The following is a 20,364-nucleotide window of genomic DNA, read 5'->3' on the forward strand; positions in this document are numbered from 1 at the left end:
ACCCTATGACGCTTCTTCCCCCGGCCCGCCTCTACATCGACGGCGAACTGCGCGATGCGCAAGGCGGCAAGACTTTCGAGGTCATCAACCCCTGGACGGGCGATGTCGCCGGTGAGGCGGCCGATGCTACCTCGCAGGATGTCGATGCGGCCATTGCCGCCGCACGCCGGGCCTTTGATGAAACCGACTGGGGGGATCCTGGCAACCGGGCTAGCCGCGTCGCGCTGCTGACGAAGCTGCGCGCGCTGTTCGAGGAAAACAAGGACCGACTCGCCGCGCTGGCCCGGTTCGAGGCGGGCGCGGCGCTGGGCGCGGTGGGCATGGCGCATGTCGATACCGCCAACCAGGGCTGGGACGATTACCTGGCTGTTTTTGATCAGGTGACCTGGGAAGAAGACCTGGGCAATCGGGACTTTCGCGGCTTCCCCTCGCACCGCAAGGTTGTCTACGAGCCGGTCGGCGTGGTCGCGGCGATCACGCCCTGGAACGTGCCGCACTACGTCAACGTGGGCAAGGTCGTCGCCGCGCTGCTGGCGGGCTGCACCGTGATCCTGAAGCCCGCTCCCGATACGCCCGGCATGGGCGCGATCTGGGGCGAACTGGCTGCAGAAGCGGGCTTTCCTGCGGGCGTCCTCAACGTCGTCTTCGGCAAGGACCCGGCCGCAGCAGGTGAGCAGCTCGTCCAGGACCCGCGCGTCGATCTCGTCAGCTTCACCGGTTCCACCGGGGTGGGCAAGCGCATCATGGAGGCAGGCGCAGCGACCTTGAAGCGCGTCTTCCTCGAACTGGGCGGCAAGAGCGCGAAGATCGTGCTCGACGATGCGCCCGATTTCGCGCGCGAATGCGCGCAATCGATGCTGGTCTTCCACGCCGGGCAGGGCTGCGCGGTGCAGTCGCGTCTGCTCGTTCCCCGCAGTCGCTATGAGGAAGCCAAGGCGGGCCTCGCCATGGCCTATCAGGGCTTTGGCGACAACTGGGGCGGCATGGACGAGCCGACCCACATCATGGGCCCCGTCGTCAGTGCGCGGCAGATGGAGCGGGTTCTGGGCTACATCGAACTGGGCCAGCAGGAAGGCGCGACGCTGCTCGCCGGAGGCAAGGCCCGTCCCGACAAGGGTGGGGGCTATTTCATTGAACCCACGTGCTTTGTCGATGTGGACAATTCCATGCGCATCGCGCAGGAGGAAATCTTCGGTCCGGTCCTGGTGGTGATCCCCTACGAGGATGACGAGGACGCCATCCGCATTGCGAACGAAAGCCAGTACGGCCTTTCGGGCGGGGTGGTTTCCGCCGATCAACTCCGCGCCGAACGCGTGGCCCGCCGGATACGGACGGGGTCGATCAGCGTTAACGGAGGGATGTGCATTGCCGGGGACCTGCCTTTCGGCGGCTTCAAGGGCAGCGGAATGGGGCGTGAGTGGGGCCTTGCGGGCATCGAGGAGTTCCTCGACAGCAAGGTCATCGCGACGCGCCTCGCTTCGTGAAATCGGCGCCTCATGACAAGGGGGCCGGGACGCAGTGATGGATTGAAGGTGACGTGAGCGAAGGCCTGAACGATACCAACCAGCAAGGACAGAAGCTGGGCAAGAAGGGCAAGATAACCCGCGAGCGTATCCTGAGCGCCTCGCGCGAGTTGATCGCCGATCCGGCCTGTGAATTCTCGCTCAGCGGCGTCGCGCGGCACACGGGCCTGCGCATGTCTTCGATCTACACCTACTTTGCCGATCTGCCCGACCTGTTCCTAGCCGTGCTTGATCCCGTCGCGCGGGAGGCCGAGGAGGCGTACCTTACCTTGCTGCGCACGCGCTGGGCGGATGGGGAGATCGATGCCCGCGCAACCGAACTGGTTCAGGCTTTCTACGCCTACTGGGAGCGCCACAGCCGGCTCCTGCACCTGCGCAATCGCCTTGCCGACCAGCACGAGCGCTCCGTTCTGCTCCAGCGCATTGCCATGGCGCGCACGGTCGTACGCCTGCTCGGCTGGCAGATGGGCGGCGATCCGGACGGAGCGACGGGAGAGCCCTATGATCTGGCGAGTGTGCTCTACACAGGGCTCGAACGCGTGGTGACCATCGCCACCGACACCGAGCTCAAAGCCTGCTATCCGGCCGACATCAAGCCTCGCTTCGAAGGCGCCACGCTGCGCCAGCAGTCGCGCCTCCTGGCGCTGGCGATCAAGGACCAGCGCGCGGCCGCGTGAGGTGACGGGAAGAGTAAGAAAACCAAGAAGGTGGTTCCGAGGGCCATTGCCCTCGGGCTCCCAAAACCTGGCTGGGGCAGTTCGCGCGGCTATTTTGCGTATGAATGGCGAGGTTGCGTGGCCCTGTAATTGGGGACAAAGCCCCCTTTATCTGACCGGCCTTACGCTATGGACGGAATATTGATTGAACGCGCTGCGCTCGCCCGTTCCGGGAGCCCGAGGGCAATGGCCCTCTGAACTGTCCTTCTTCTTCAGTCCGCCTTCTTGCTACCCAGGCTGGCGACGTAGGCCTCGATCCGGGCGAGGTAGTCCGGGTTCAGCATGAGCGCGCTGTTGGCCATGCGTTCGACCTGGCGGGCGGTGTCGCGGCCCACTTCGGCGGCCATCTCGATCGCGATCTTGGCAGCGCCCATCTGCTCGGCGCTGTTCTTGGTCAGGTGGCGGCAGAAATCGAGGGCGGCCTCCTCGAACCCCTCGTCGGGGAGCACGTCGTGGACGAGCCCCATGACATGGGCCTTGTTGGCATCGGCCTTGCGATTGGCCATGACCAGCCAGCGCGCCCAGTGGGGGCCGCAGATGCGGGTCAGGCGGCTGACCCCGTTCGAGGCGGGGAGCACGCCGAAGATGCCTTCGGGGAAAGCGAACTCGGCGCTCTGGGCGGCCAGGCGAAAGTCGCAGGAAAGCGCCATCTCCAGGCCGCCGCCGACGCAGGGGGCGTGGATGGCGCAGACGATCGGCTTCTCGATATGCTCCATCTCGTCGTAGATGCGCTGCATGCCGAACAGGCCGGTGCGGTGGTTCTCTCGGATTGCGCCGGCGCTGCGGGCCTGGGCCGAGGGCGCCCCGCTGCGCAGGTCTGCGCCCGAGCAGAAATAGCGCCCGCGCGCGCGGATCAGCAGGACCCGCAGGTCCGGATCGTCGCGCAGGCGGGCGACGGCCTCGTCGAACAGCGCCATGGTCTGGGCCGACAGGGCGTTGAGCTTGTCGGGCCGGTTCAGGGTCACGACGAGAACACCGTCGATGACTTCGCTCAGGAGGTGGGGGGCGTCCTCGCTCATGCGGGAAATCTCCGGTTCCGTCGGGACATCAGGCGCGTGTCCGGGGCATGCCTAGCGCACGCTCGGCGATCATCGAGCGGTGGACCTGGCTGGTGCCGCCGTAGATGCGCGTGCCGTGGGCATGGCGGTAGCTCTGGTTGATGAGCTGCGCCGCGCCCTCACGCTTGGTCAGCGAGAGCGGGGCGGTCAGGTCCAGGAGGTCGCGCGCGTCGTCCATGAAGCGCTCGGAGGAGAACATCTTGGCCATCGGGCCGTAGGCAAGGTTGGGCTTCTTCTCGACCGATGCCCACCCTGCGCGGTGCTCGAACAGTTCCGAGACGAGCATCGCGGCCAGCGCGCGGGCGAGGCGGGCGCGGACCTGCGGTTTCTCGATCAGGCGTCCGTTGCCGTTGGGAATGGCACGGCACAACTCCTCGGCGGCTTCGAGGTTGGCGAACATGGCGTTGGCAAAGCCGCCGCCGTGCTCCAGTTCAAGGGCCAGGCTCATCGTGCGCACGCCTCCGTCAACTTCGCCCAGGCGCCAGCTGTCGGGAACGTAGACGTTGTCGTAGAAGGTGATGTTGGTGCGCTCGTCCTGGAAGGTGTGCACGGGCTGGATCGTGATGCCCGGCGCCTTCAGGGGCACGATGAACATTGTCAGGCCCTTGTGCTTGGCAACCTCGGTGTTGGTGCGCGTGAGCATGAGCACGTAGTCGGCGAGGTTGGCGCCGCTGGTGAACATCTTGGTGCCCTCGATCCGCCAGCCATCGCCGTCGCGCGTGGCGCGGGTCTGCGCGGCGAAGACGTCCGAGCCGGAACCGGGTTCGGAGTAGCCCAGGCTGGCGATGGCATCGCCCGCGACGATGCGGGTGAGCACCTCGTCCTTCAGCTCCTGCGAACCGGCGCGCGAAATCATCAGGCCGACCATTTCCGCGACGCCCGCCGCAGGGTTGGAATAGCCGTGCTTTTCCAGCGCGCGGCGCGAAGCCGCGCGCGCATAGGGCCCCACACCGCGCCCGCCCAGTTCCGGGCTGGAAAGGAAGAGCAGGCCCGCTTCGGCCATCTTCTTGTGGAGCTCGGGCACCCAGCCTTCCCAGCTGTAATGGAACTTCGCGCGCATCTCGGGCGTGACGCTGGCGTCCATGAAGGCGTCGATCTCGGCGATCATGGCGCGTGCCTCCTCGCCGATGTCGAACTCGATGGGGAGGTCGCCGACGTCGGGTCGCGGCGGGGGCACCTCACCGTAGAGACGTTCGCCCGCCTCGATCAGAAGCTGCGCGGGATCGCCCAGCACCAGCGGCCAGGACTTGGCGCGCAGGGCGTAGAGGTAGATGTCGTATTCGGTGGTGAGGCCATAGCCGCCGAAGGTCTGGATCGCCTGGCTGACGGCCCTCGCGGCGGCATCCGCGCCCCACCACAGCGCCAGGGAGACCAGCGCGGCCGCGTTCGGCGCGCCATCGGCCAGTGCGCGGATCGCGCGCCAGGTGAGCAGGCGCGTGCCATCGACCTCGCACAGGTTGTCGGCCAGCGGGTGGCTGATCGCCTGGAACTGGCCGATGGGCTGGCCGAACTGCTTGCGCTCACACGCATAGTCAGCCGCCATCTGCACCGCCTTGCGGCCGAGCCCGGCGAGCGCGGCGGCGGTAAGGAGCTTCCACTCTTCGAGCGTCGCCGCAAAGAGGGCAAGAGCCTCCTTGCCCTTGCCAAGAACGCGTGGACGGCCTTGCGCGAAATCGATCTCGCACAGGCCATCACCGGCGAGGTTTGCCTCGCCCTTGCGGGCCGTCTCGGGCACTTCGTAGAGCATGATGGTATCGTTGCAGCGGGCGACCACCAGTTCGGCGTGTTCGCCGCAGGGGACGAACTGCCGGGGTGCCGTGCCCACATTGCGCAGTGCGAGCGAGGCGACACGTTCGCCTGCCACCACCGCGGCGAGAACTTCGTCGAAGTCGCTATCTCCCAGCATTGCGATGAGGCGTGCGGCGAGCAGCGTCTCGGCGATGGGGCCGGAGGGCAGGGTACGGCCCACTTCCTCCATCAGCACCGCAGCATCGAAGGTGCCCAAACCCAGTCCGTCGCGGGTTTCGGGGACACGCAGGAGGAAGGCGCCCAGTTCGGCCATCTCGCTCCACAGCGCGGCGTCGAAGCCGGCCTGTTCGTTGGCGCGCAGCCGTTCGGGTGTCAGGCGGTCATCGAACAATCGCGCGAAGCTCTCGCGCATCATCTCCTGTTCGGCGGTGATCTCGAAGTTCATGGCCTATCCCTGCCGCTTGCCCATGAGCTTGGACATGTCGATCTGGCCGGTGGCGAGCGCCCCCATGAAGCCGCCGTCGACGGGCAGGACCACGCCGTTGACGATCGAGGCCAGCGCGGAGTTCAGAAGGACGAGCCCGCCTGCCTGCTCCTCGGGCGTCGAGTAGCGGCCCATCGGTTCGGCGGCGGCGTCGACGACGTCCTTGCCCGAGGCCTCGTGGAAGGTCTTCATCATCGGGGTCTGGGTCGGGCTGGGCAGGGTGCAGTTGATGCGGATGCCCTGCTTGATGAGCTGCGCGCCCATGAACTGGGTCCACACGATCACGTTTTCCTTGGAGAAGGCATAGCCTTCCGCAACCGTTTCGGCGTTGGTCTCGCACCATGCGAGCGCGGCGTCCCAGCCCTTTGTCGTCACAAAGCCCATGTTGTCGGGAATGCGCCGGCTCCAGCCCAGGCCCCCGGTCGAAGCGATGTTGGCGATGGCGCTGCCCGCCTGCATCTTGGGCAGGAGCTGTTCGGTCAGGTGGCGAAGGCCGATGAAGTTCACCTTCATGATGTCCAGCGGCGGGAACGAGGTGGGCAGCCCTGCGCAGTTGAACAACGCATCGATCGGCCCTTCCAGGGTGTTGGCGGCGGCTTCGATCGAGGCGGCATCGCGCAGGTCCACGGTGTGGAAGCTGGCGAGCGGCAGGTCGCAGGCCTTGAAGTCCAGCCCGTGCACCTCGGCGCCGAGATCGAGCAGCAGCTTGGCCGTTGCATGCCCCATGCCGGAGAAGCAGCCCGAGACCACTACGCGCTTGCCCGCATAGTCCAGGAAATCGCTCATTCTTTCTATCCTCTCTTGCGCTGGGGAATCAGGATTTGACCGGGGGCCAGACCTGGCGCTCGGTGCCGTCGTCGTCCTCGAGAACGAAGATGATGCGTTCCGGACAGGCTCGTGCGCCGTTGAGCGCGGCCTTTTCGTCTCCCGCAGAGACGACAAAACCCTCGGTGTCGATGTAGCCTTCCTCATCGAGCGGGTAGAGCGCCGGCGCGATCGCCTGGCAGCGCGCGTTCCCGACACATTCGCCCTTCCTGATCCGCACTTTCATGGCAGCCATGGTCTCCTCTTCCAGCCTTCAGCTAGACCGCAAGACCCCTGGGCGATCAACGGTACGGGACGCCTCATCGCTCGCACGATAGGCGCGGGAGAAGGCGGGCAAGTGGGGATTCCTGCAAGGGCAATCGCGCGGGCGGTATCGGGCGGGGCCGTGCTGAAATTCCCAGCATGCCATGCAACATGACGGGCAAACAGGTTTACACTGCACTTTGCGGAGAGTTTCGATGGCATCGCATCCGGTCAGCCCAGCTGTCGCCAAGCCCGACCATGTCCCCGACGCACTGGTCTACGATTTCGACTTTCACTACGACCCGGGCCTTCTCAGCGAAGGTCATGCGCGCATTGCGCAGATCGCGCGCGAGGCACCGCCGGTCTTCTGGACCCCGCGCCAGGGCGGGCACTGGATCGTGGCCAGCCATGCGGCGGTCTACAGCGCGCAGCGCAGCCCCGAGATCTTCAGCAACGGGCCGGTTCCCTACGAGATGATTGCGGCCCACAACGCGACGCTACCCGATGAGAAGAAGTCTCTGATCCCGCTGCCGATCACGGTCGATCCGCCGGTCCACGAGACCTATCGCAAGCCGCTCAACAAGACGTTCAGTCCCAAGAACATGCTGGCCTTGAAGGACCGCATCCGCGCGCTTGCCGCCGAACTGGTCGCCAAGGTCAAAGACAAGGGCCACTGTGAATTCATGTCCGAGATCGGCGAGCCGCTGCCGACCACGATTTTCCTCGACATCTTCGGCATGCCCCAGGACAAGCAGCGCGAATACCGCGACCTTGTCTCGCAGCACCTCCATGCGACCGACATGAACCCGGCCGCGGTGCAGCAGCGCCTGCGCGAAGTGGCCGACGTCATGCGCGAGACGATTCTCGCGCGCCGGGACGAGCCGCAGGGCGACGTGCTCTCGATGCTCTGGCAGTCCGAGTTCGACGGGCGTCCGGCCACGCTCCACGATATCGAGAACTACGCCGTCATGCTCTTCGTCGCCGGGCTCGACACGGTGATGAACGGGATGGGGCTGGGCGTGCGCCACCTCGCCATGAACCCCGATCTTCAGGCCCGTCTGCGCGCCGACATGGCGCTGGTGCCCGAGGCCGCCGACGAGATCCTGCGCCGCTACACCTTCACCGTCCCTCCGCGCTTCGTCCACAAGGATGCCGAGTTCGAGGGGATCGCGATGAAGAAGGGGGAGATGGTGCTCATGTTCCTGCCCTCGGCCGATCTCGACCCCAAGGAGTTTCCCTCGCCCGAGGCCTACGATCTGGCGCGTGAGAACAAGGCGCACATCGCCTTTGGCACCGGGCCGCACCGGTGCCTGGGCTCGCACCTCGCGCGCATCGAACTCCAGGTCCTCTACGAGGAAATGCTGAAGGCGCTGCCCGAATTCCGGATCGATCCGGCAAAGCCTGTGACGTTCCATGGCGGCAACGTGATCGGCCCCGACCAGATCCACCTCGTCTGGGACGCATGAGCTTCGGTGTTCCCCGGCCCCGCCCGCGTCTGGACCGCGATAACCGCGCGTTCTGGACCGGCGGAGGCGAAGGCAAGCTTATGATCTGCCGCTGCGGTGATTGCGGGCAGTGGCTCCATCCCCCGCAGCCGGTGTGCCGTGCCTGCTGGAGCGAGAGCGTGGTGCCCCAGCCCGTTTCGGGGCGCGGCACCGTCGACAGCTTCACGGTCAACCACCAGCCCTGGATGCCGGGCCTGGCGGTGCCTTTCGTGATCGCCCGCGTGGCGCTGGAAGAGGAGCCCGCGATCTACGTCACCACCAATATCGTGGGCTGCCCGGTCGAGGACGTTGCCGTGGGCGACGCGGTGCATGTCACGTTCGAGGAGGAGGACGGTATCTTCTTCCCGCTGTTCGAGAAGGACGCCTGATGGCGCGCGGCGAAGCCTATATCACCGGGGTCGGCATGTCCGAGGTTGGCGTCCGGCTTGCACGCCACCCGCTGCTCCTGACGCTCGATGCGGTGCGTGAGGCGCTGGCGGATGCGGGACTCAAGCCGGAGCAGATCGATGGTGTCGCGACCTATCCCGGCAAGATGCCAAGCTTCCTCGGCTTCTCGCCGGTTTCGTCCGACGATGTGATCGAGGCGCTGGGCCTTTCCACCCGCTGGCACCTGGGCGGGGCCGAGATGACCGCGCAGCTGGGCGCGATCTCGGCGGCGGCCATGGCAGTGAAGGCCGGCCGTGCGCGCCACGTGCTGTGCTTCCGCACGGTCTACGAGGCCGCCGCGATGGCTAACCCGACAGACTACCCCCCGCCGCGCCGAACCGAACTGACCGGCGCCTCGCAGTGGACGGCCCCGTTCTTCGCGATCTCGGCGGCGACCTGGGTGGCGCAGTACGCGACACGCCACATGGCCCGCTATGGCATGACGCGCGAGCAGCTGAGCGAGGTCGCTCTCAACGCCCACCGCAACGCTGCGCGCAACCCGCGTGCGCTCGTGAAGGAGCCGCTGAGCGCGGAGAAGTATTTCTCCGCGCGCATGATCTCCTCGCCGTTCTGCCTCTACGACTGCGACCGTTTCACCGACGCCTCGACGGTCGTCATCGTCTCGGCGGGCGAAGCGCTGGACGAGGTCACGGCCACCCCGATCCGCATTGCGGCGAGCGCCGGTTCGGTCGAACGCTACAGCTGGGACCAGGCCGAGTGGCCGGGCTCCTATCCCACCGGCAAGGCGCTCTGGGAGCACTGCGACTATGGCCCCGAGGATATCGATGTCGCGCAGTTCTACGATGGTTTCGCGTTCCACCCGATCACCTGGCTTGAAGGCCTGGGCGTGTGCGGGATCGGCGAGGGACACCGCTTCATCGAAGGCGGCACGCGCATTGCGCTCGATGGCGAACTGCCGCTCAACACGGGCGGTGGGCAGCTGGGGGCGGGGCGCCTCCACGGTTTTGGGTTCGCGCATGAAAGCGTGGTGCAGCTGCGCGGGGAAGGCGGCGCGCGCCAGGTGCCGGGCAGCCCCCGCGTCGCGGTGGCGACGAGCGGGGGCGGGCCGATGGCAGCCGCCCTGCTGCTGACGCGCGAGAGCTGATGGTGCGTCCGGCCTTTCACCGTGCCATCGTGATCCGGCCTGAGCCGGGGCAGGTCACCGCGTTGGTCGAGGACGACCTACATCATATGAAGGTCACTCTCGACCACGATGGGGAGGTCATCACCCATGTTGTGGGCGAGATGATCCGGGCACCCTGGTCAACCTGTCCGGGAGCGGTCTTGGCGCTGGCCGAAACCTTTACCGGCGCCGCGCTCGATATCGCAGCGGGTGTCGGCGCGAAGAAGCAGAATTGCACCCACCTTTTCGACATCGCCGTGCTGGCGGCGGCCCATGCCCACGACGCGGCACCCACCCGCTATGACCTGCGTGTCGAGGACCCGGTCGAAGGCGTGCGTCCCATGGACATTGCCCGAAACGGCGAGGTGCGGATGGCCTGGATCGAAAAGGACAAGCGCTTCCTGGCACCTGCCGCGATAGCCGGGCTGGGCTACAAGGAAATGGGGCCCTGGATCGCCTCGCTTTCTTCTGCGGACGAGGAAATGGCGCGGCTCCTGCGCGGTGTCGCAGTGATTTCGCACGGACGGCAGATCCCGATGGAAAAGCAGTCGGATGCCACGCGTATCCCGCCCAACTGCCACACCTTTCAACCCGGACAGCGCGAATATGCCGTGCGCGTCAGCGGGATTCACGATTTCACCACCGCGATCCATGGGCCGCTCGATGGGCTTCCCTGAGGGTGCGCGCTAGACTGCGACGAAACCATAAATACGTGCTGGAGAGATGGTCATGGAAATGAATGACATGGTGTTGATCAGCGTCGACGATCACATCAGCGAACCGCCCGACATGTTCAAGAATCACCTGTCGGCCAAGGACCTGGAGGACGCGCCGCGCTTCGTGACCGATGTGAACGGCAAGGCAGCCTGGGAGTACCAGGGGATGTACCTTCCCTCGGTGGGGCTCAACGCCGTGGTCGGGCGACCGATGAACGAATACGGGATGGAGCCGACCGCGCTCGAGCAGCTGCGTGAAGGCGTCTACGATGTCCACGCGCGCGTCGGCGACATGGACGTCAACGGCATCGCGGCCTCGGTCAATTTCGGCAGCGTGTTCGACTTTGCCGGCGGGCGCCTCCACCGCGCCAAGGACAAGGACCGCGCGCTGGTGCACTTGCGCGCCTACAACGACTGGCACAAGGACGAGTGGTGCGATGCCTACCCGGCCCGCTTCATTCCCTGCGGCATCCTGCCGACCTGGAACATGGACGCCTGCGTCGAGGAGATCCATCGCCTCGCGAAGAAGGGCTTCAAGGCCGTTTCGGTCAGCGATGCGCCCACCGTCCAGGGCCTGCCCAGCATCCATAACGCATACTGGGAGCCGTTCTGGAAGGCAATCGTCGACACCGACCTCACCATCTGCTGCCATATCGGTGCGGGCAATCCGGCGCCCCACGCCTCGGAGGAAACCCCGATCGAGGCCTGGATCACGACCATGCCGATGTCGATTGCCTATGGCGCGGCGGACTGGCTTCAGCTGCAGGCCCTGCACAAGTACCCCAGCCTGCGCATCGCGCTGTCCGAGGGCGGGATCGGCTGGGTGCCCTATTTCCTGGAACGCTCTGACTTTTCCAACTGGCGGCACAAGGCCTGGACCAATTCGGTGTTCCAGGACCTGAAGCCCAGCGAGATGTTCAAGCGCCACTTCCTCAACTGCTTCATTGATGACCAGTTCGGCCTGCAGAACATCGAGTACATTGGCGAGGACAATATCGCCTACGAGACCGATTACCCGCATTCCGACACGCTCTGGCCCGAGGTGCCCGAGCATCTCTACAAGTCGCTGCGGCATTTGACCGATGCGCAGATCGACAAGATCACGCACCAGAACGCGATGCGCTGGTTCAACTTCCCGCTCTTCGACCTCGGCCGCAAGGAGGACCTCACAGTGGGTGCGCTGCGCCAGCGGGCCGAGGACGCCGGTGTCGATACCGCGCCCAAGAGCTCGGGCGGGGATCGCCCGGTGGAAGAGGGCACAACGCGTCCGATCACCTCGGGCGATCTCATGCGCATGTTCTCGCAGCATGACCGCCGCAAGAAGGAGAGCGCCTGAAGGAGAGCGCCTCGGGCGCCTTCTTTCACATCGGCTGCACAGGCCATGAAAAAGGGGCCGGGTCTTGCAACCCGGCCCCTTCTCGTTGGGACTGTTGAAATGGAAGGGTCAGGCCGCCGCGACGAGCGGGGTGACCGAATGGTTGTCCTCGCGCTCCACCGCCTGGTTGATCGCGTCCTTGAGCATGCCGCCCAGTGCTTCGACGTCGATATTGGCTGAGGGGCGGTAGACGAAGCCGATGGCCATGGGCTGGTCCACCGCGTAGGCCGGAAGCAGCGCGGCGCAGATCTCGGCCTCGATGCCAAAGCCCGCCTCGCCTACGACCATGCCCTTGCGCTCGTACTGGTCGAGCAGGGTGAGCATGTCGGCATAGGGGATATGCTGGCCTTGCGCTTCGGCGTTGAGGCGGCGCACGATGCCCTCGCGGCGCGGACGCGAGAGGGTGGAGAGCAGCAGCCGGCCCACGGCGCTGTCGGTCAGGCGCTCGGTCTGGCCGCCGTTGAAGCTTTCGCAGAACATGCCGACACGGCGGTTGCCGGCCGAGCGGCAATTGAAGACTTGCGCTTCCACGCCGACGAGGCCGAACAGCGCGACGGTCAGGCCCGATTGCGCCTGCAGGCGGTCGAGCAGCACGGTGAGGCGGCCATCGCGGATGATCGGAGCCTGCGTCGAGCCGCCCAGCATCGCGGCGCGCGGCGTCGGGCGATAGGAACGATTCTGCCCGTCCTTGTAGAGAATGCCCAGTTCGACGAGGCTCGAAAGCAGTTCCGAGGTGCTCGACTGCGGCCGGTCATAGCGCCGCACGATATCCATCACGGTCGCATGCGGATGGGCCTCGTCGAAGAACTGCAGGACTTCGACAACACGACGCGCGATCTTCGCCTTATTTGATGATTGTGCCAGCATATCTCTCTCCTCAACTCTCTTATTGAACAGCAGTGTTGACTTGCTGGCGGGTGAAGTCAACAAAAATGACACCATATCGTTTTTGTGGCGTGCCGTGATCGGAAGAGTGGATCGAAAATGGCGGAAGAGCTAGGGTTCAGCGTGGCTCATAGGGATTACAATTTTGACGTCGCCGCGCTCGGCGAGGGGGCTGAGGCGGTTCAAGGCTCACTCGTTGTGCTCGATCTTGATCGGATCGACCCGTTCGATCCGGCGTGTAAACGACTGTCATTGCCGCCGTGTCCGGTGATTGGCCTGGGTGATTCGCGCCATCCACTTGCCGCGCAGCTCGATTGCCTCGTTGAACCACCGATACGCCTGGAGGGGCTTATCGCCGCGATCCGTGCGCGCCCGTTGGCGGCGGCTATCCTCGTTCAGCTCCTGCGCCTGATCGAGGGCATGGACCCCGACCGCGCGTTGGTGGCCGAGTCGCTGGCCTACGCGACCTTGCAGGGTGGGGATGAGCATGCGCAGTGGCTGGCCCAACGACGCGCCGCGCCAAAAGATGTTCCGGCAGGACGGCTCCACGTCACGCGCAAGGGCGATGTGCTGCACCTGGAAATGGACCGGCCCGGGACCCACAACGCCATTGATGCCGCGCTGCGCGATGCCCTTCGCGAGGCGCTGGACCTGGCGGTTCTCGATCCCACCATCGTCCGCGTCGAGCTGCGGGGTGCGGGACGCACGTTCGGGGTAGGGGCGGAGCTGACCGAGTTCGGGACCACGCGCGATCCGGCCCAGGCCCACGCCATCCGGATGCAGACGCTGCCTGCTCTGGCGGCCGTGCGCTGCGGCGAGCGGCTGGTCAGTCGGGTGCAGGGGCTGTGCGTGGGCGCGTCGCTGGAGCTTGCCGCCTTCGGGCGCATCGAGGCGCGCCGGGACGCGGTCTTCCACTTGCCGGAACTGGCGATGGGACTGCTGCCGGGGGCGGGCGGATGCGTGTCGCTGTCGCGCCGGATCGGCCGTCAGCGCACTGCGCTCATGGTCCTATCCGGCCGCCGCATCGGCGTGGAGACGGCGCTGGCCTGGGGCCTTGTCGACTCGTGTGTCGACACGCTCGTGGACTAGCCGTCCGGCAATCAGGGTGGCGCGGACCATGGCGGTGTCCAGGACCTTGCGGGCCGCTTGCCAGGGGCGATCAAGCAGGCACAGGTCAGCCGGCGCCCCTACGGTAATGCGACGCCTGCGCGCAAGGTTGGACGGATCGGCCAGGAACAGGTCAAGCGCCTTTTCGGGAGAGAGGCATTCGTTCGGGCCGAGGACTTTGCCTGCCCGGGTTCGCCGGGTGCAGGCCGCACGTATGGCGGCCCAGGGATCGAGCGTGCCATAGGGGGCATCGCTTCCCGCCGCGAGCGTCACGCCTGCCTCGTGAAAGGCGCGCAGGCGGTAGAGATGTGGCCAGTCGGACGCGGGAACGTCGGCACGGTAACGGTCGCCCCGCTCGGCAATGAAGGCGGGCTGGCTCACCACCTGGAGGCCCAGCTCGGCAATCTGCGCGATGAGCGGATCAGGCGCGATCCCGGCGTGCTCGATGCGATCGCCGGGGTGCGGGCCAGCACTGCGCAGGAGGGCGAGTGCGAAGACCAGTTCGACTTCGGTGGTGCAGTGGATCGCGACCGCCCGACCACGGGCGTGGGCGGACCGTGCCGTATCCGTCACCACATCCAGATCGGGCAGGGCGTTCTCGTGGAGGTGGAGCTTGACCGGGCCCAGTGTCAGTCCCGTCGGAAGAGAGAGATCGCTCAGGCCCGGCGTTCCCGCGACCATGATCGCAGGGGCAAAGCCGGCCGAGCGTGCGGCGTGTAGCCAGGCCACGGTGTCGCGCGCGTTGGCGGGCGACATGTCGGTCACGCCGGTGATGCCCCCCGCCGTCAAACGCGCGCCCAGCGCGGCGAGGTCGGGGGGGCTGGCGGCAAGGGTGGTGCGAAGCCAGGAGTCTTCGTCGAAGAGGCGTCCCGTCCAGTTGCCGTCGATGCGCTCCAGCCCCGGGGGCGGGGCGGCGCGCTCCAGGAGCTGTGCAAGCGCGGCGCTGTTGAGGAACCACATGCGCCCGGTCCGGTGCTGGATACGAACCGGACGGTTCGGCAGCCATGCGTCGAGCTGGTGGCGCGAGAGCATGCCCGCAACCGCCTCGTGGTAGCCGGTGCCGCGTAGCCAGTCGGAGCCCGGCGCGGCGCGAAGTACGTGTTGCAGGGCTGCGGTGTCGTTCACTTCGGGAGGGCCGCAAGGGACCGAGTGGACGGCGGCGGCACTTGCGGCAAGGTGAATGTGATGGTCGTGCAGGCCAGGCAGGAGCGCGCCGCCCTTCGCCTCGAGAATGGACTCGCCAGGCCGGGGAGAAAGGGCGCCGATGGCCGCAATCCGGCCTTCTGCGATGCGTATATCGGCGCGCGGGCCATCGATCGAGCCCGAGGCGATCTGCGCATCCCGGATCAGCATGGGACAGCCTCCGGCGCAAGAACCGGATGGCCGCGCCGCGCATTCCAGGCCGTAAGGTCTTGAGAAAGGTGCGGGTCGCGAGCCACGGCCTCGCCGACAAGGCCGCTCATGGCGACGATGAGGCGGGCGCCGTGTCCGGTGCGATAGTGTTCGAGGGCGGCACGGGCAGCGAAAATGCCGGTGAGCGGATCGGCGATGGCATCGCCGACGAAGCCGATTTCGCCCGTTTCCGCGTGCAGCCGTGCCGATAATCCCCCGGCGACGCTGGTGTCGTCGCCAAAGCCCACCCAGTTGGCCGCCTCGCCCGCAATGCCGTGCCCGGTAATGGTCAGCCAGACGAGTCCGGGCTGCGCGTGCACGCACGCGTCGGCGTCGAAGCCGAGCTGGCGCAGTGCGCGCGGGCGGGCGGCCTCGATCACGATGTCGGCCTGTGCAATCAGCTGGGCGAGCCGCGCGCGGCCCGCAGCGGTGCGCAGATCGAGCGCGACGCTGCGCTTGTCCTCGGCGAGGCGGTGGAAGTGGCGGGGATCGGTGTCGCGCAGGCGGTCCTCGCGGCCCCGGCTTTCGACGCGCACGACCTCGCCGCCGCACAGGCGCAGGAGGCGCGAGGCAAGGGGACCGGCCCAGAGCGCGGAGAGGTCGAGCACGCGGGGTGGGCGATGAGGTGCCGGTCGGTTCGGGCCTTGCGCGCTGGTCGCAAGCGCGGGGGAGGCGGGGCGCTCGCAAAGGCCCGCGATGGCCATGCCCAGGAGGCGCCCGCGTGCGACCGCCTCGGCCTCGTCCAGCGGCGCGAAGCCGGAGGCAAGATCGACGGGCGCGTCGGTGTGGAAGAGCGCAGGCAGCAACTCGCGGTCGCCGGGCCGCGCCAGATTGAGTGCCACCCAGCCATCGCGGGTGCGATGAAAGCGGCAGCCGCCCCGGCAGGATACGTCTCCCGGCACCGTCAGGCCATGGAGCATTGCACGTTCGGCGAGCAGGGCTCCGGCCTCGGGAAGTGCCGCGCCCGGGGCCATCGCGGCAAGGGCATCGAGTTGCCCCTGCGCCCAGCGCGTCAGTGGGATGGCGGGCGCGCTCACGGCGTCACGCGCCGAACCAGCCCTTCACCTCGCGGCGCAGGAGCTTGCCCATCTCGTTGTAGGGGAGGGTGTCGACCACCAGCGTGCGCTCGGGCACGCGGCTGGAGCGCAATCGGGCGCGCACCAGCTGGCACAGCTCGTCATGGGGCGGGCAGTCGCAATCGGGCGCGGTGACAATGGCGATCCCGACCGCTTCGCCCCATTCGAGGCTGGGAACGCCGGTTGCGCAAGCATCGGCAATCGCGGGGTGGGTGAGCAGGACGTCCTCGATCTCGCCGGGTGAGATGTTCTCGCCGCCGCGTACGATCACATCGTCCGCGCGGCCCGAGAGGAAGAGGTAGCCCTCCTCGTCGAGGTAGCCCGCATCGCGTGTCGGGAACCAGCCATCGGCGGTGAGCGCGGAGCGTTCCTTGTACTCGCCCGAAACCTGTTCACCGCGCACGAAGATCTCGCCCGCCTGGTTGGGGCCCAGAACCGTGCCGTCCTCGTCGCGGATTTCCAGCTCGATAGTGGGAAGCGGGCGACCGACCGAGGCGAGTCGGGCGCGCACCTTGGGGTCTTGGGAGGCCTTCGCCGCGCGGTGGTCTTCGGGACCAAGCAGCGCGATGGTCGAACTCGTTTCGGTGAGGCCATATGCGTTGGTGAACGCGGTCTCGGGAAAGAGATCGAGGGCGTCCTCGATGAGTTCGCGCGGCATCTTGCCACCGCCATAGGAGAGGGCGCGCAGCGAGGACACATCGGCTGGCGTGCCTGCGCGGATGGCCTCGACAACGCGGGCCAGCATGGTCGGCACGACGAAGGCGTGGGTGACCTTCTCCTTCGCCACGAGATCGAGCCAGCCCTCGGGGGTGAAGGCGGGCAGGAGCACGATCCGGCATTGCGCGTAGATCGAGGTCAGGAGCGCGGCAATCCCGGCGATGTGGTAGGGCGGGACGGTGACGAGCCGGGCCATGTCCTCCTCGGCCGAGCCGAATTCGACCGTGCCGATCACGTAGCTTGACAGGTTGGTGTGGCGCAGGATCGCGGCCTTGGGCGCTCCGGTCGTGCCGCTGGTGAAAAGCTGGACGGCAACGCCCAGACCCGGATCAGCTTCTTCCAGGCGCGGCGCGGCGCGCGCCCTTGTCACGAAATCCGCGCGCTCCAGCAGGGTATTGGCAGGGTCTTCGCAAAGCATCCCGGCCCGCGCGGCATCGCCCACCAGCAGGCAGGGCGTGATCCGGGTGAGCAACGCGGCAAGGTCGGGATCGGCGAGGCGATAGTTGAGCGGAACATAGGGCACGCCCGCCAGGGCCGCGCCGAACAGCGCGAGCACGGCGGCCTCGCTCGATTCGTCGAGCAGGGCGACATAGTCCGCGCCCGACTGGCGGATCGTGCTCGCCGCGCCTTGCGCGGCGGCGAAGAGCTCGGCGTAAGTGAAGCGTGCGCCATCGCACACGAGCGCGGTGCGTTCGGGAGCGGCCTGCGCGGCCATCTCGAGGAAGAGGGCGATGTTCATCGCGCGGGGGCCTTTCGTTCAGTCCGAGGCCGGAAGAGGCTTCGCATCCTTGGTGACGAGCGGGGTGCCGTCGACCGCGAGCGAGCCCTTGCCCGGCTTTACGCAAAGCAGTTCGAAAGTGGCCTCGGCATCGACGTAGCGCTTGCCGATGAGCGTGCCCTGGGCATGGTCGGCCGCAGGCTCGCCCGCGCTCTGCTTGTCCTCGGCCATGGGGGCGCCGCCGCACTCGATGGTGCCTTGTCCGGCACGGATGACCATCACTTCGGTGTCGCAGGTCGCGCTCTTGAGGCGGGTTCCGGGTTTCATGGCTCGTTCCTGTCGTGCTTGCTGCGCAAGGCCGCTGGCGGCCCGGCGTCGGGGGGGGGGGGGCGGAGATCAGGCGATGGCGCCTGTCGCCTTCAACTGTTCGATGCGGTCCCATTCCAGGCCCAGTTCCATCAGCACCAGTTCGGTGTGCTCGCTGGCCTGGGGGGAGCGCGTGGTGGTGATCGCCTCGTAGTCCCACTCGACCGGGCTGCGCGAGAGCTTGAGCGGCTTGTCGCTGCCGTCGGCGGCCTCCACTTCGAGAATGTGGTCGTTGGCCTGGACCTGTTCCTCTTCGGCAAGCTCGAGAAGGTTGAGGATCGGCGCCCACTGGCCCTTCATCGTGCGCAGGTGTTCGCGCCAGTAGGCGAAGGGCTGAGCGGCGAAGGCTTCGACGAGGATCGCGCTCGCCGCCGCGGCGTTCGTGATGAGGCTCAGGGGATCGGCAAAACGTGGGTCCTGTGCCGCCTCGGGGCGGCCAACGTGGGCGAAGGTGTCCTCGATCAGACCGGTCGGGCTTACCATGCACAAGTTGATCGTGCGCCCGTCGCTCGTGCGGAAATTGCCCATGAAGGGATTGCGTGCGTTGCCGCCGGAGCTGGGCATCGGGTTGCGGGTGATGATCCCGGTTTCGAGGGCCTGGGCCATGTTGGCGCCCGCCGCCCAGGTCGCGGTCGAAAGCAGCGAGACGTCGAGCTCCTTGGCTTCGCCCGTGCGTTCGCGGTGGAACAGCGCGGCGGAAATGCCGCCTGCGATGAACATGCCCCCGATCGAATCGCCGAAGGCCTGGATGCCCTGGCTGAGCGGGCCGTCCATTTCGGTGGGCGTCATGCAGTCGGCAATGCCGCTGCGGCTCCAGAAGGCGGTGCCATCGAAACCACCCAGTTCGCGTTCGGGGCCCTTGTCGCCCCAGGCGCTGCCGCGCGCGTAGATGATCTTGGGGTTGGCCCGGCGGATGTGCTCGACATCGAAATTGTACTTGCGGCGGTGCTTGGGAAGGTAGTTGGTCAGGAACACGTCGCAGTGCTGTGCCAGTTCGTAGAGCACTTCCTGGCCCTCGGGCGTGGTGAAGTCGACGCCGACCGAGCGCTTGCCGCGGTTGGGATGCTCGAACAGGGTGTGGCGTTGCGGATCGAGAGTCACGCCGCCCATGTTGAGGAAGCCGCGCTGCGTGTCGCCGCGCACGGGATGCTCGATCTTAATGACGTCGGCCCCCCAGTCGGCGAGGACGGCCCCTGCCGCGGGGACGAACGTGAACTGTGCCACCTCGAGCACTCTCACACCTTCCATGACTCTCGCCATCTGCACGTCTCCCCGTTTCTGTCTTGGCTTCAGGGATAAGGCCGTGGCGGCGCAGCGTCACCCTTTCGGGGGGCTGCGAAGCGCGATCATCGCTCCAACGATAGCGCAGGCTGGCACGCGCGCCGTGGCGATATTCCGCCGATCCGGTGGATTTCACACGGTGGTCTCCGCAAGCAGGGCGGCAAAGGCAACATCCGGACGTGGGAGAGCAGCAGATGGAACTGGGCAGCGCGACGAGTGCGATCGTGACGGGCGGCGCTTCGGGACTTGGCCGGGCAAGCGCGGAGGCGCTCGCGGCCAGGGGCGTGAAGGTAGCGATCTTCGACCTCAACGAAGAGGCGGGCGCTGAAGTCGCCGCGTCCATCGGGGGAACCTTCCACAAGGTCGACATCCTCGACGAGGACAGCGTGGAGGCGGGCTTCGCCGCCGCGCGCGCCGCGCACGGGCAGGAGCGCGTGCTGGTCCACTGCGCGATGGTCGCCAAGGGTGGCAAGACGGTGAGCCGGGACAAGGAAACCGGCGCCTGGAAGCGCCTCAGCACCGAGGACTATGCTTTTTCGGCCGAGGGTATCCTGGTTGCGAGCTACCGCGTGGCCTCGATTTCGGCGCTGGGCATGGCGGCAAGCGACCCGCTCGGCGAGGACGGCGAGCGCGGTGCGATCATCCTCACCTCCAGCGCGGCCGCGCAGGACGGGCAGGTCGGGCAGGTCGCCTATGGCTCTCTCAAGGCGGGGGTGAACGGACTTGTCCTGCCCATGGCGCGCGATCTCATGGACCTGGGGATCCGGGTCAATTCGATCATGCCGGGGATCTTCGCGACGCCTCCGATGCTGCGCTTCAAGGACTTCAACGCCAAGATGTGGGACGCTCTCAACGCGTCTGTTCCTTTCCCCAAGCGGCTGGGCCGCCCCGAGGAATTTGCCAGTCTCGTCGTCGAGATTGCCGGAAACAGCTACCTCAATGCGCAAGGATTTCGCATCGACGGCGCGATTCGGATGCCGCCGCGCTGACTTGTTCGGCGAGGCTCAGGCGATAGATTTGCGACTCCATTTCAGAAGATTGCGTGCTGCGGGCGTGGTGTCAGGTCTGCGCCTGCAGGC

19 protein-coding genes are annotated in these 20,364 nt (G+C 66.8%); 9 read left to right on the plus strand and 10 right to left on the minus strand.

Annotation, left to right across the window (positions count from 1 at the left end):
• Window positions 1-5 precede the first annotated feature (5 nt).
• The gene (locus LC060_RS00535; protein ID WP_226631872.1) at window positions 6-1,484 is read left to right on the plus strand and encodes an aldehyde dehydrogenase family protein; all 1,479 of its coding nucleotides are present in this window, start codon (window positions 6-8) and stop codon (window positions 1,482-1,484) included.
• Window positions 1,485-1,537: 53 nt separating this feature from the next.
• Window positions 1,538-2,200: a TetR/AcrR family transcriptional regulator gene (locus LC060_RS00540; RefSeq protein WP_226631873.1), complete on the plus strand. Its 663-nt coding sequence runs from the start codon at window positions 1,538-1,540 to the stop codon at window positions 2,198-2,200.
• 251 nt (window positions 2,201-2,451) lie between these two features.
• Here the strand turns inward: LC060_RS00540 and LC060_RS00545 are convergent, their stop codons facing one another.
• Genes LC060_RS00545 through LC060_RS00560 form a run of 4 tightly spaced genes read right to left on the minus strand, consistent with a single transcriptional unit; the run spans window position 2,452 to window position 6,590 of the window.
• On the minus strand, window positions 2,452-3,258 hold the full coding sequence (locus LC060_RS00545; RefSeq protein WP_226631874.1) for an enoyl-CoA hydratase/isomerase family protein: 807 nt from the start codon (window positions 3,256-3,258) through the stop codon (window positions 2,452-2,454).
• A 28-nt stretch (window positions 3,259-3,286) separates the two neighbouring features.
• Window positions 3,287-5,491 carry an acyl-CoA dehydrogenase family protein gene (locus tag LC060_RS00550; RefSeq protein WP_226631875.1) on the minus strand — a complete coding sequence of 735 codons (2,205 nt, stop codon included), beginning with the start codon at window positions 5,489-5,491 and terminating at the stop codon, window positions 3,287-3,289.
• Window positions 5,492-5,494: 3 nt separating this feature from the next.
• On the minus strand, window positions 5,495-6,316 hold the full coding sequence (locus LC060_RS00555) for a coniferyl-alcohol dehydrogenase (protein WP_226631876.1): 822 nt from the start codon (window positions 6,314-6,316) through the stop codon (window positions 5,495-5,497).
• Between the two features lie 28 nt (window positions 6,317-6,344).
• Entirely contained in the window at window positions 6,345-6,590 is a 246-nt protein-coding gene (locus tag LC060_RS00560; protein ID WP_226631877.1) for a ferredoxin, read from the minus strand.
• Window positions 6,591-6,813: 223 nt separating this feature from the next.
• Here LC060_RS00560 and LC060_RS00565 point away from each other — a divergent pair, with 223 nt between their 5' ends.
• The 5 genes from LC060_RS00565 (at window position 6,814) to LC060_RS00585 (ending at window position 11,704) form a co-directional block, all read left to right on the plus strand.
• Entirely contained in the window at window positions 6,814-8,064 is a 1,251-nt protein-coding gene (locus LC060_RS00565) for a cytochrome P450 (RefSeq protein WP_226631878.1), read from the plus strand.
• Complete coding sequence (locus LC060_RS00570) at window positions 8,061-8,471, plus strand: Zn-ribbon domain-containing OB-fold protein (RefSeq protein ID WP_226631879.1); 411 nt, start codon at window positions 8,061-8,063, stop codon at window positions 8,469-8,471. The genes LC060_RS00565 and LC060_RS00570 overlap by 4 nt, the downstream gene beginning before the upstream one ends.
• Window positions 8,471-9,634 (plus strand): thiolase family protein, encoded by a 1,164-nt coding sequence (locus LC060_RS00575; RefSeq protein WP_226631880.1) that lies wholly within the window; start codon window positions 8,471-8,473, stop codon window positions 9,632-9,634. The genes LC060_RS00570 and LC060_RS00575 overlap by 1 nt, the downstream gene beginning before the upstream one ends.
• Complete coding sequence (locus tag LC060_RS00580; protein WP_226631881.1) at window positions 9,634-10,329, plus strand: DUF2889 domain-containing protein; 696 nt, start codon at window positions 9,634-9,636, stop codon at window positions 10,327-10,329. Before LC060_RS00575 ends, LC060_RS00580 begins: the two co-directional genes overlap by 1 nt.
• A gap of 67 nt (window positions 10,330-10,396) precedes the next feature.
• Window positions 10,397-11,704, plus strand: coding sequence for an amidohydrolase family protein (locus LC060_RS00585; RefSeq protein WP_226631882.1), 1,308 nt, complete (start codon window positions 10,397-10,399; stop codon window positions 11,702-11,704).
• Window positions 11,705-11,812: 108 nt separating this feature from the next.
• Here LC060_RS00585 and LC060_RS00590 read toward each other — a convergent pair whose 3' ends face one another.
• Window positions 11,813-12,610, minus strand: coding sequence for a helix-turn-helix domain-containing protein (locus LC060_RS00590; protein WP_226631883.1), 798 nt, complete (start codon window positions 12,608-12,610; stop codon window positions 11,813-11,815).
• A gap of 141 nt (window positions 12,611-12,751) precedes the next feature.
• Between LC060_RS00590 and LC060_RS00595 the strand changes: the two genes are divergently transcribed.
• Window positions 12,752-13,717 (plus strand): enoyl-CoA hydratase/isomerase family protein, encoded by a 966-nt coding sequence (locus LC060_RS00595; protein ID WP_226631884.1) that lies wholly within the window; start codon window positions 12,752-12,754, stop codon window positions 13,715-13,717.
• On the opposite strand, the gene LC060_RS00600 is transcribed toward LC060_RS00595, so the two are convergent.
• The 5 genes from LC060_RS00600 to LC060_RS00620 all read right to left on the minus strand — a co-directional run bounded on the left by LC060_RS00600 (window position 13,637) and on the right by LC060_RS00620 (window position 19,264).
• Window positions 13,637-15,088 (minus strand): amidohydrolase family protein, encoded by a 1,452-nt coding sequence (locus LC060_RS00600; protein WP_226631885.1) that lies wholly within the window; start codon window positions 15,086-15,088, stop codon window positions 13,637-13,639. The two genes, LC060_RS00595 and LC060_RS00600, sit on opposite strands and share 81 nt — an antisense overlap.
• Window positions 15,082-16,164, minus strand: a complete 1,083-nt coding sequence (locus LC060_RS00605) for a CoA transferase (protein WP_226631886.1) — start codon at window positions 16,162-16,164, stop codon at window positions 15,082-15,084. The genes LC060_RS00600 and LC060_RS00605 overlap by 7 nt, the downstream gene beginning before the upstream one ends.
• 4 nt (window positions 16,165-16,168) lie before the next feature.
• The gene (locus LC060_RS00610; protein WP_226631887.1) at window positions 16,169-17,659 is read right to left on the minus strand and encodes a class I adenylate-forming enzyme family protein; all 1,491 of its coding nucleotides are present in this window, start codon (window positions 17,657-17,659) and stop codon (window positions 16,169-16,171) included.
• Window positions 17,660-17,677: 18 nt separating this feature from the next.
• The gene (locus LC060_RS00615) at window positions 17,678-17,965 is read right to left on the minus strand and encodes a hypothetical protein (RefSeq protein WP_226631888.1); all 288 of its coding nucleotides are present in this window, start codon (window positions 17,963-17,965) and stop codon (window positions 17,678-17,680) included.
• 69 nt (window positions 17,966-18,034) lie between these two features.
• Window positions 18,035-19,264 (minus strand): CaiB/BaiF CoA transferase family protein, encoded by a 1,230-nt coding sequence (locus tag LC060_RS00620; protein ID WP_226631889.1) that lies wholly within the window; start codon window positions 19,262-19,264, stop codon window positions 18,035-18,037.
• A gap of 215 nt (window positions 19,265-19,479) precedes the next feature.
• On the opposite strand from LC060_RS00620, the gene LC060_RS00625 reads away from it, so the two are divergent.
• Window positions 19,480-20,274 carry an SDR family oxidoreductase gene (locus tag LC060_RS00625; RefSeq protein ID WP_226633562.1) on the plus strand — a complete coding sequence of 265 codons (795 nt, stop codon included), beginning with the start codon at window positions 19,480-19,482 and terminating at the stop codon, window positions 20,272-20,274.
• Window positions 20,275-20,364 lie beyond the last annotated feature (90 nt).

The organism is Novosphingobium profundi, from assembly GCF_020524485.1.
Taxonomy (GTDB): domain Bacteria; phylum Pseudomonadota; class Alphaproteobacteria; order Sphingomonadales; family Sphingomonadaceae; genus Novosphingobium; species Novosphingobium profundi_A.

Bases quoted from the DNA above. Each gene is read 5' to 3' on its own strand.
- LC060_RS00535 (WP_226631872.1), top strand. From the start codon at position 6: ATGACGCTTCTTCCCCCGGCCCGCCTCTACATCGACGGCGAACTGCGC.
- LC060_RS00545 (WP_226631874.1), bottom strand. From the start codon at position 3,258: ATGAGCGAGGACGCCCCCCACCTCCTGAGCGAAGTCATCGACGGTGTT.
- LC060_RS00550 (WP_226631875.1), bottom strand. From the start codon at position 5,491: ATGAACTTCGAGATCACCGCCGAACAGGAGATGATGCGCGAGAGCTTC.
- LC060_RS00555 (WP_226631876.1), bottom strand. From the start codon at position 6,316: ATGAGCGATTTCCTGGACTATGCGGGCAAGCGCGTAGTGGTCTCGGGC.
- LC060_RS00560 (WP_226631877.1), bottom strand. From the start codon at position 6,590: ATGGCTGCCATGAAAGTGCGGATCAGGAAGGGCGAATGTGTCGGGAAC.
- LC060_RS00565 (WP_226631878.1), top strand. From the start codon at position 6,814: ATGGCATCGCATCCGGTCAGCCCAGCTGTCGCCAAGCCCGACCATGTC.
- LC060_RS00570 (WP_226631879.1), top strand. From the start codon at position 8,061: ATGAGCTTCGGTGTTCCCCGGCCCCGCCCGCGTCTGGACCGCGATAAC.
- LC060_RS00575 (WP_226631880.1), top strand. From the start codon at position 8,471: ATGGCGCGCGGCGAAGCCTATATCACCGGGGTCGGCATGTCCGAGGTT.
- LC060_RS00580 (WP_226631881.1), top strand. From the start codon at position 9,634: ATGGTGCGTCCGGCCTTTCACCGTGCCATCGTGATCCGGCCTGAGCCG.
- LC060_RS00585 (WP_226631882.1), top strand. From the start codon at position 10,397: ATGGTGTTGATCAGCGTCGACGATCACATCAGCGAACCGCCCGACATG.
- LC060_RS00590 (WP_226631883.1), bottom strand. From the start codon at position 12,610: ATGCTGGCACAATCATCAAATAAGGCGAAGATCGCGCGTCGTGTTGTC.
- LC060_RS00600 (WP_226631885.1), bottom strand. From the start codon at position 15,088: ATGCTGATCCGGGATGCGCAGATCGCCTCGGGCTCGATCGATGGCCCG.
- LC060_RS00610 (WP_226631887.1), bottom strand. From the start codon at position 17,659: ATGAACATCGCCCTCTTCCTCGAGATGGCCGCGCAGGCCGCTCCCGAA.
- LC060_RS00615 (WP_226631888.1), bottom strand. From the start codon at position 17,965: ATGAAACCCGGAACCCGCCTCAAGAGCGCGACCTGCGACACCGAAGTG.
- LC060_RS00620 (WP_226631889.1), bottom strand. From the start codon at position 19,264: ATGGCGAGAGTCATGGAAGGTGTGAGAGTGCTCGAGGTGGCACAGTTC.
- LC060_RS00625 (WP_226633562.1), top strand. From the start codon at position 19,480: ATGGAACTGGGCAGCGCGACGAGTGCGATCGTGACGGGCGGCGCTTCG.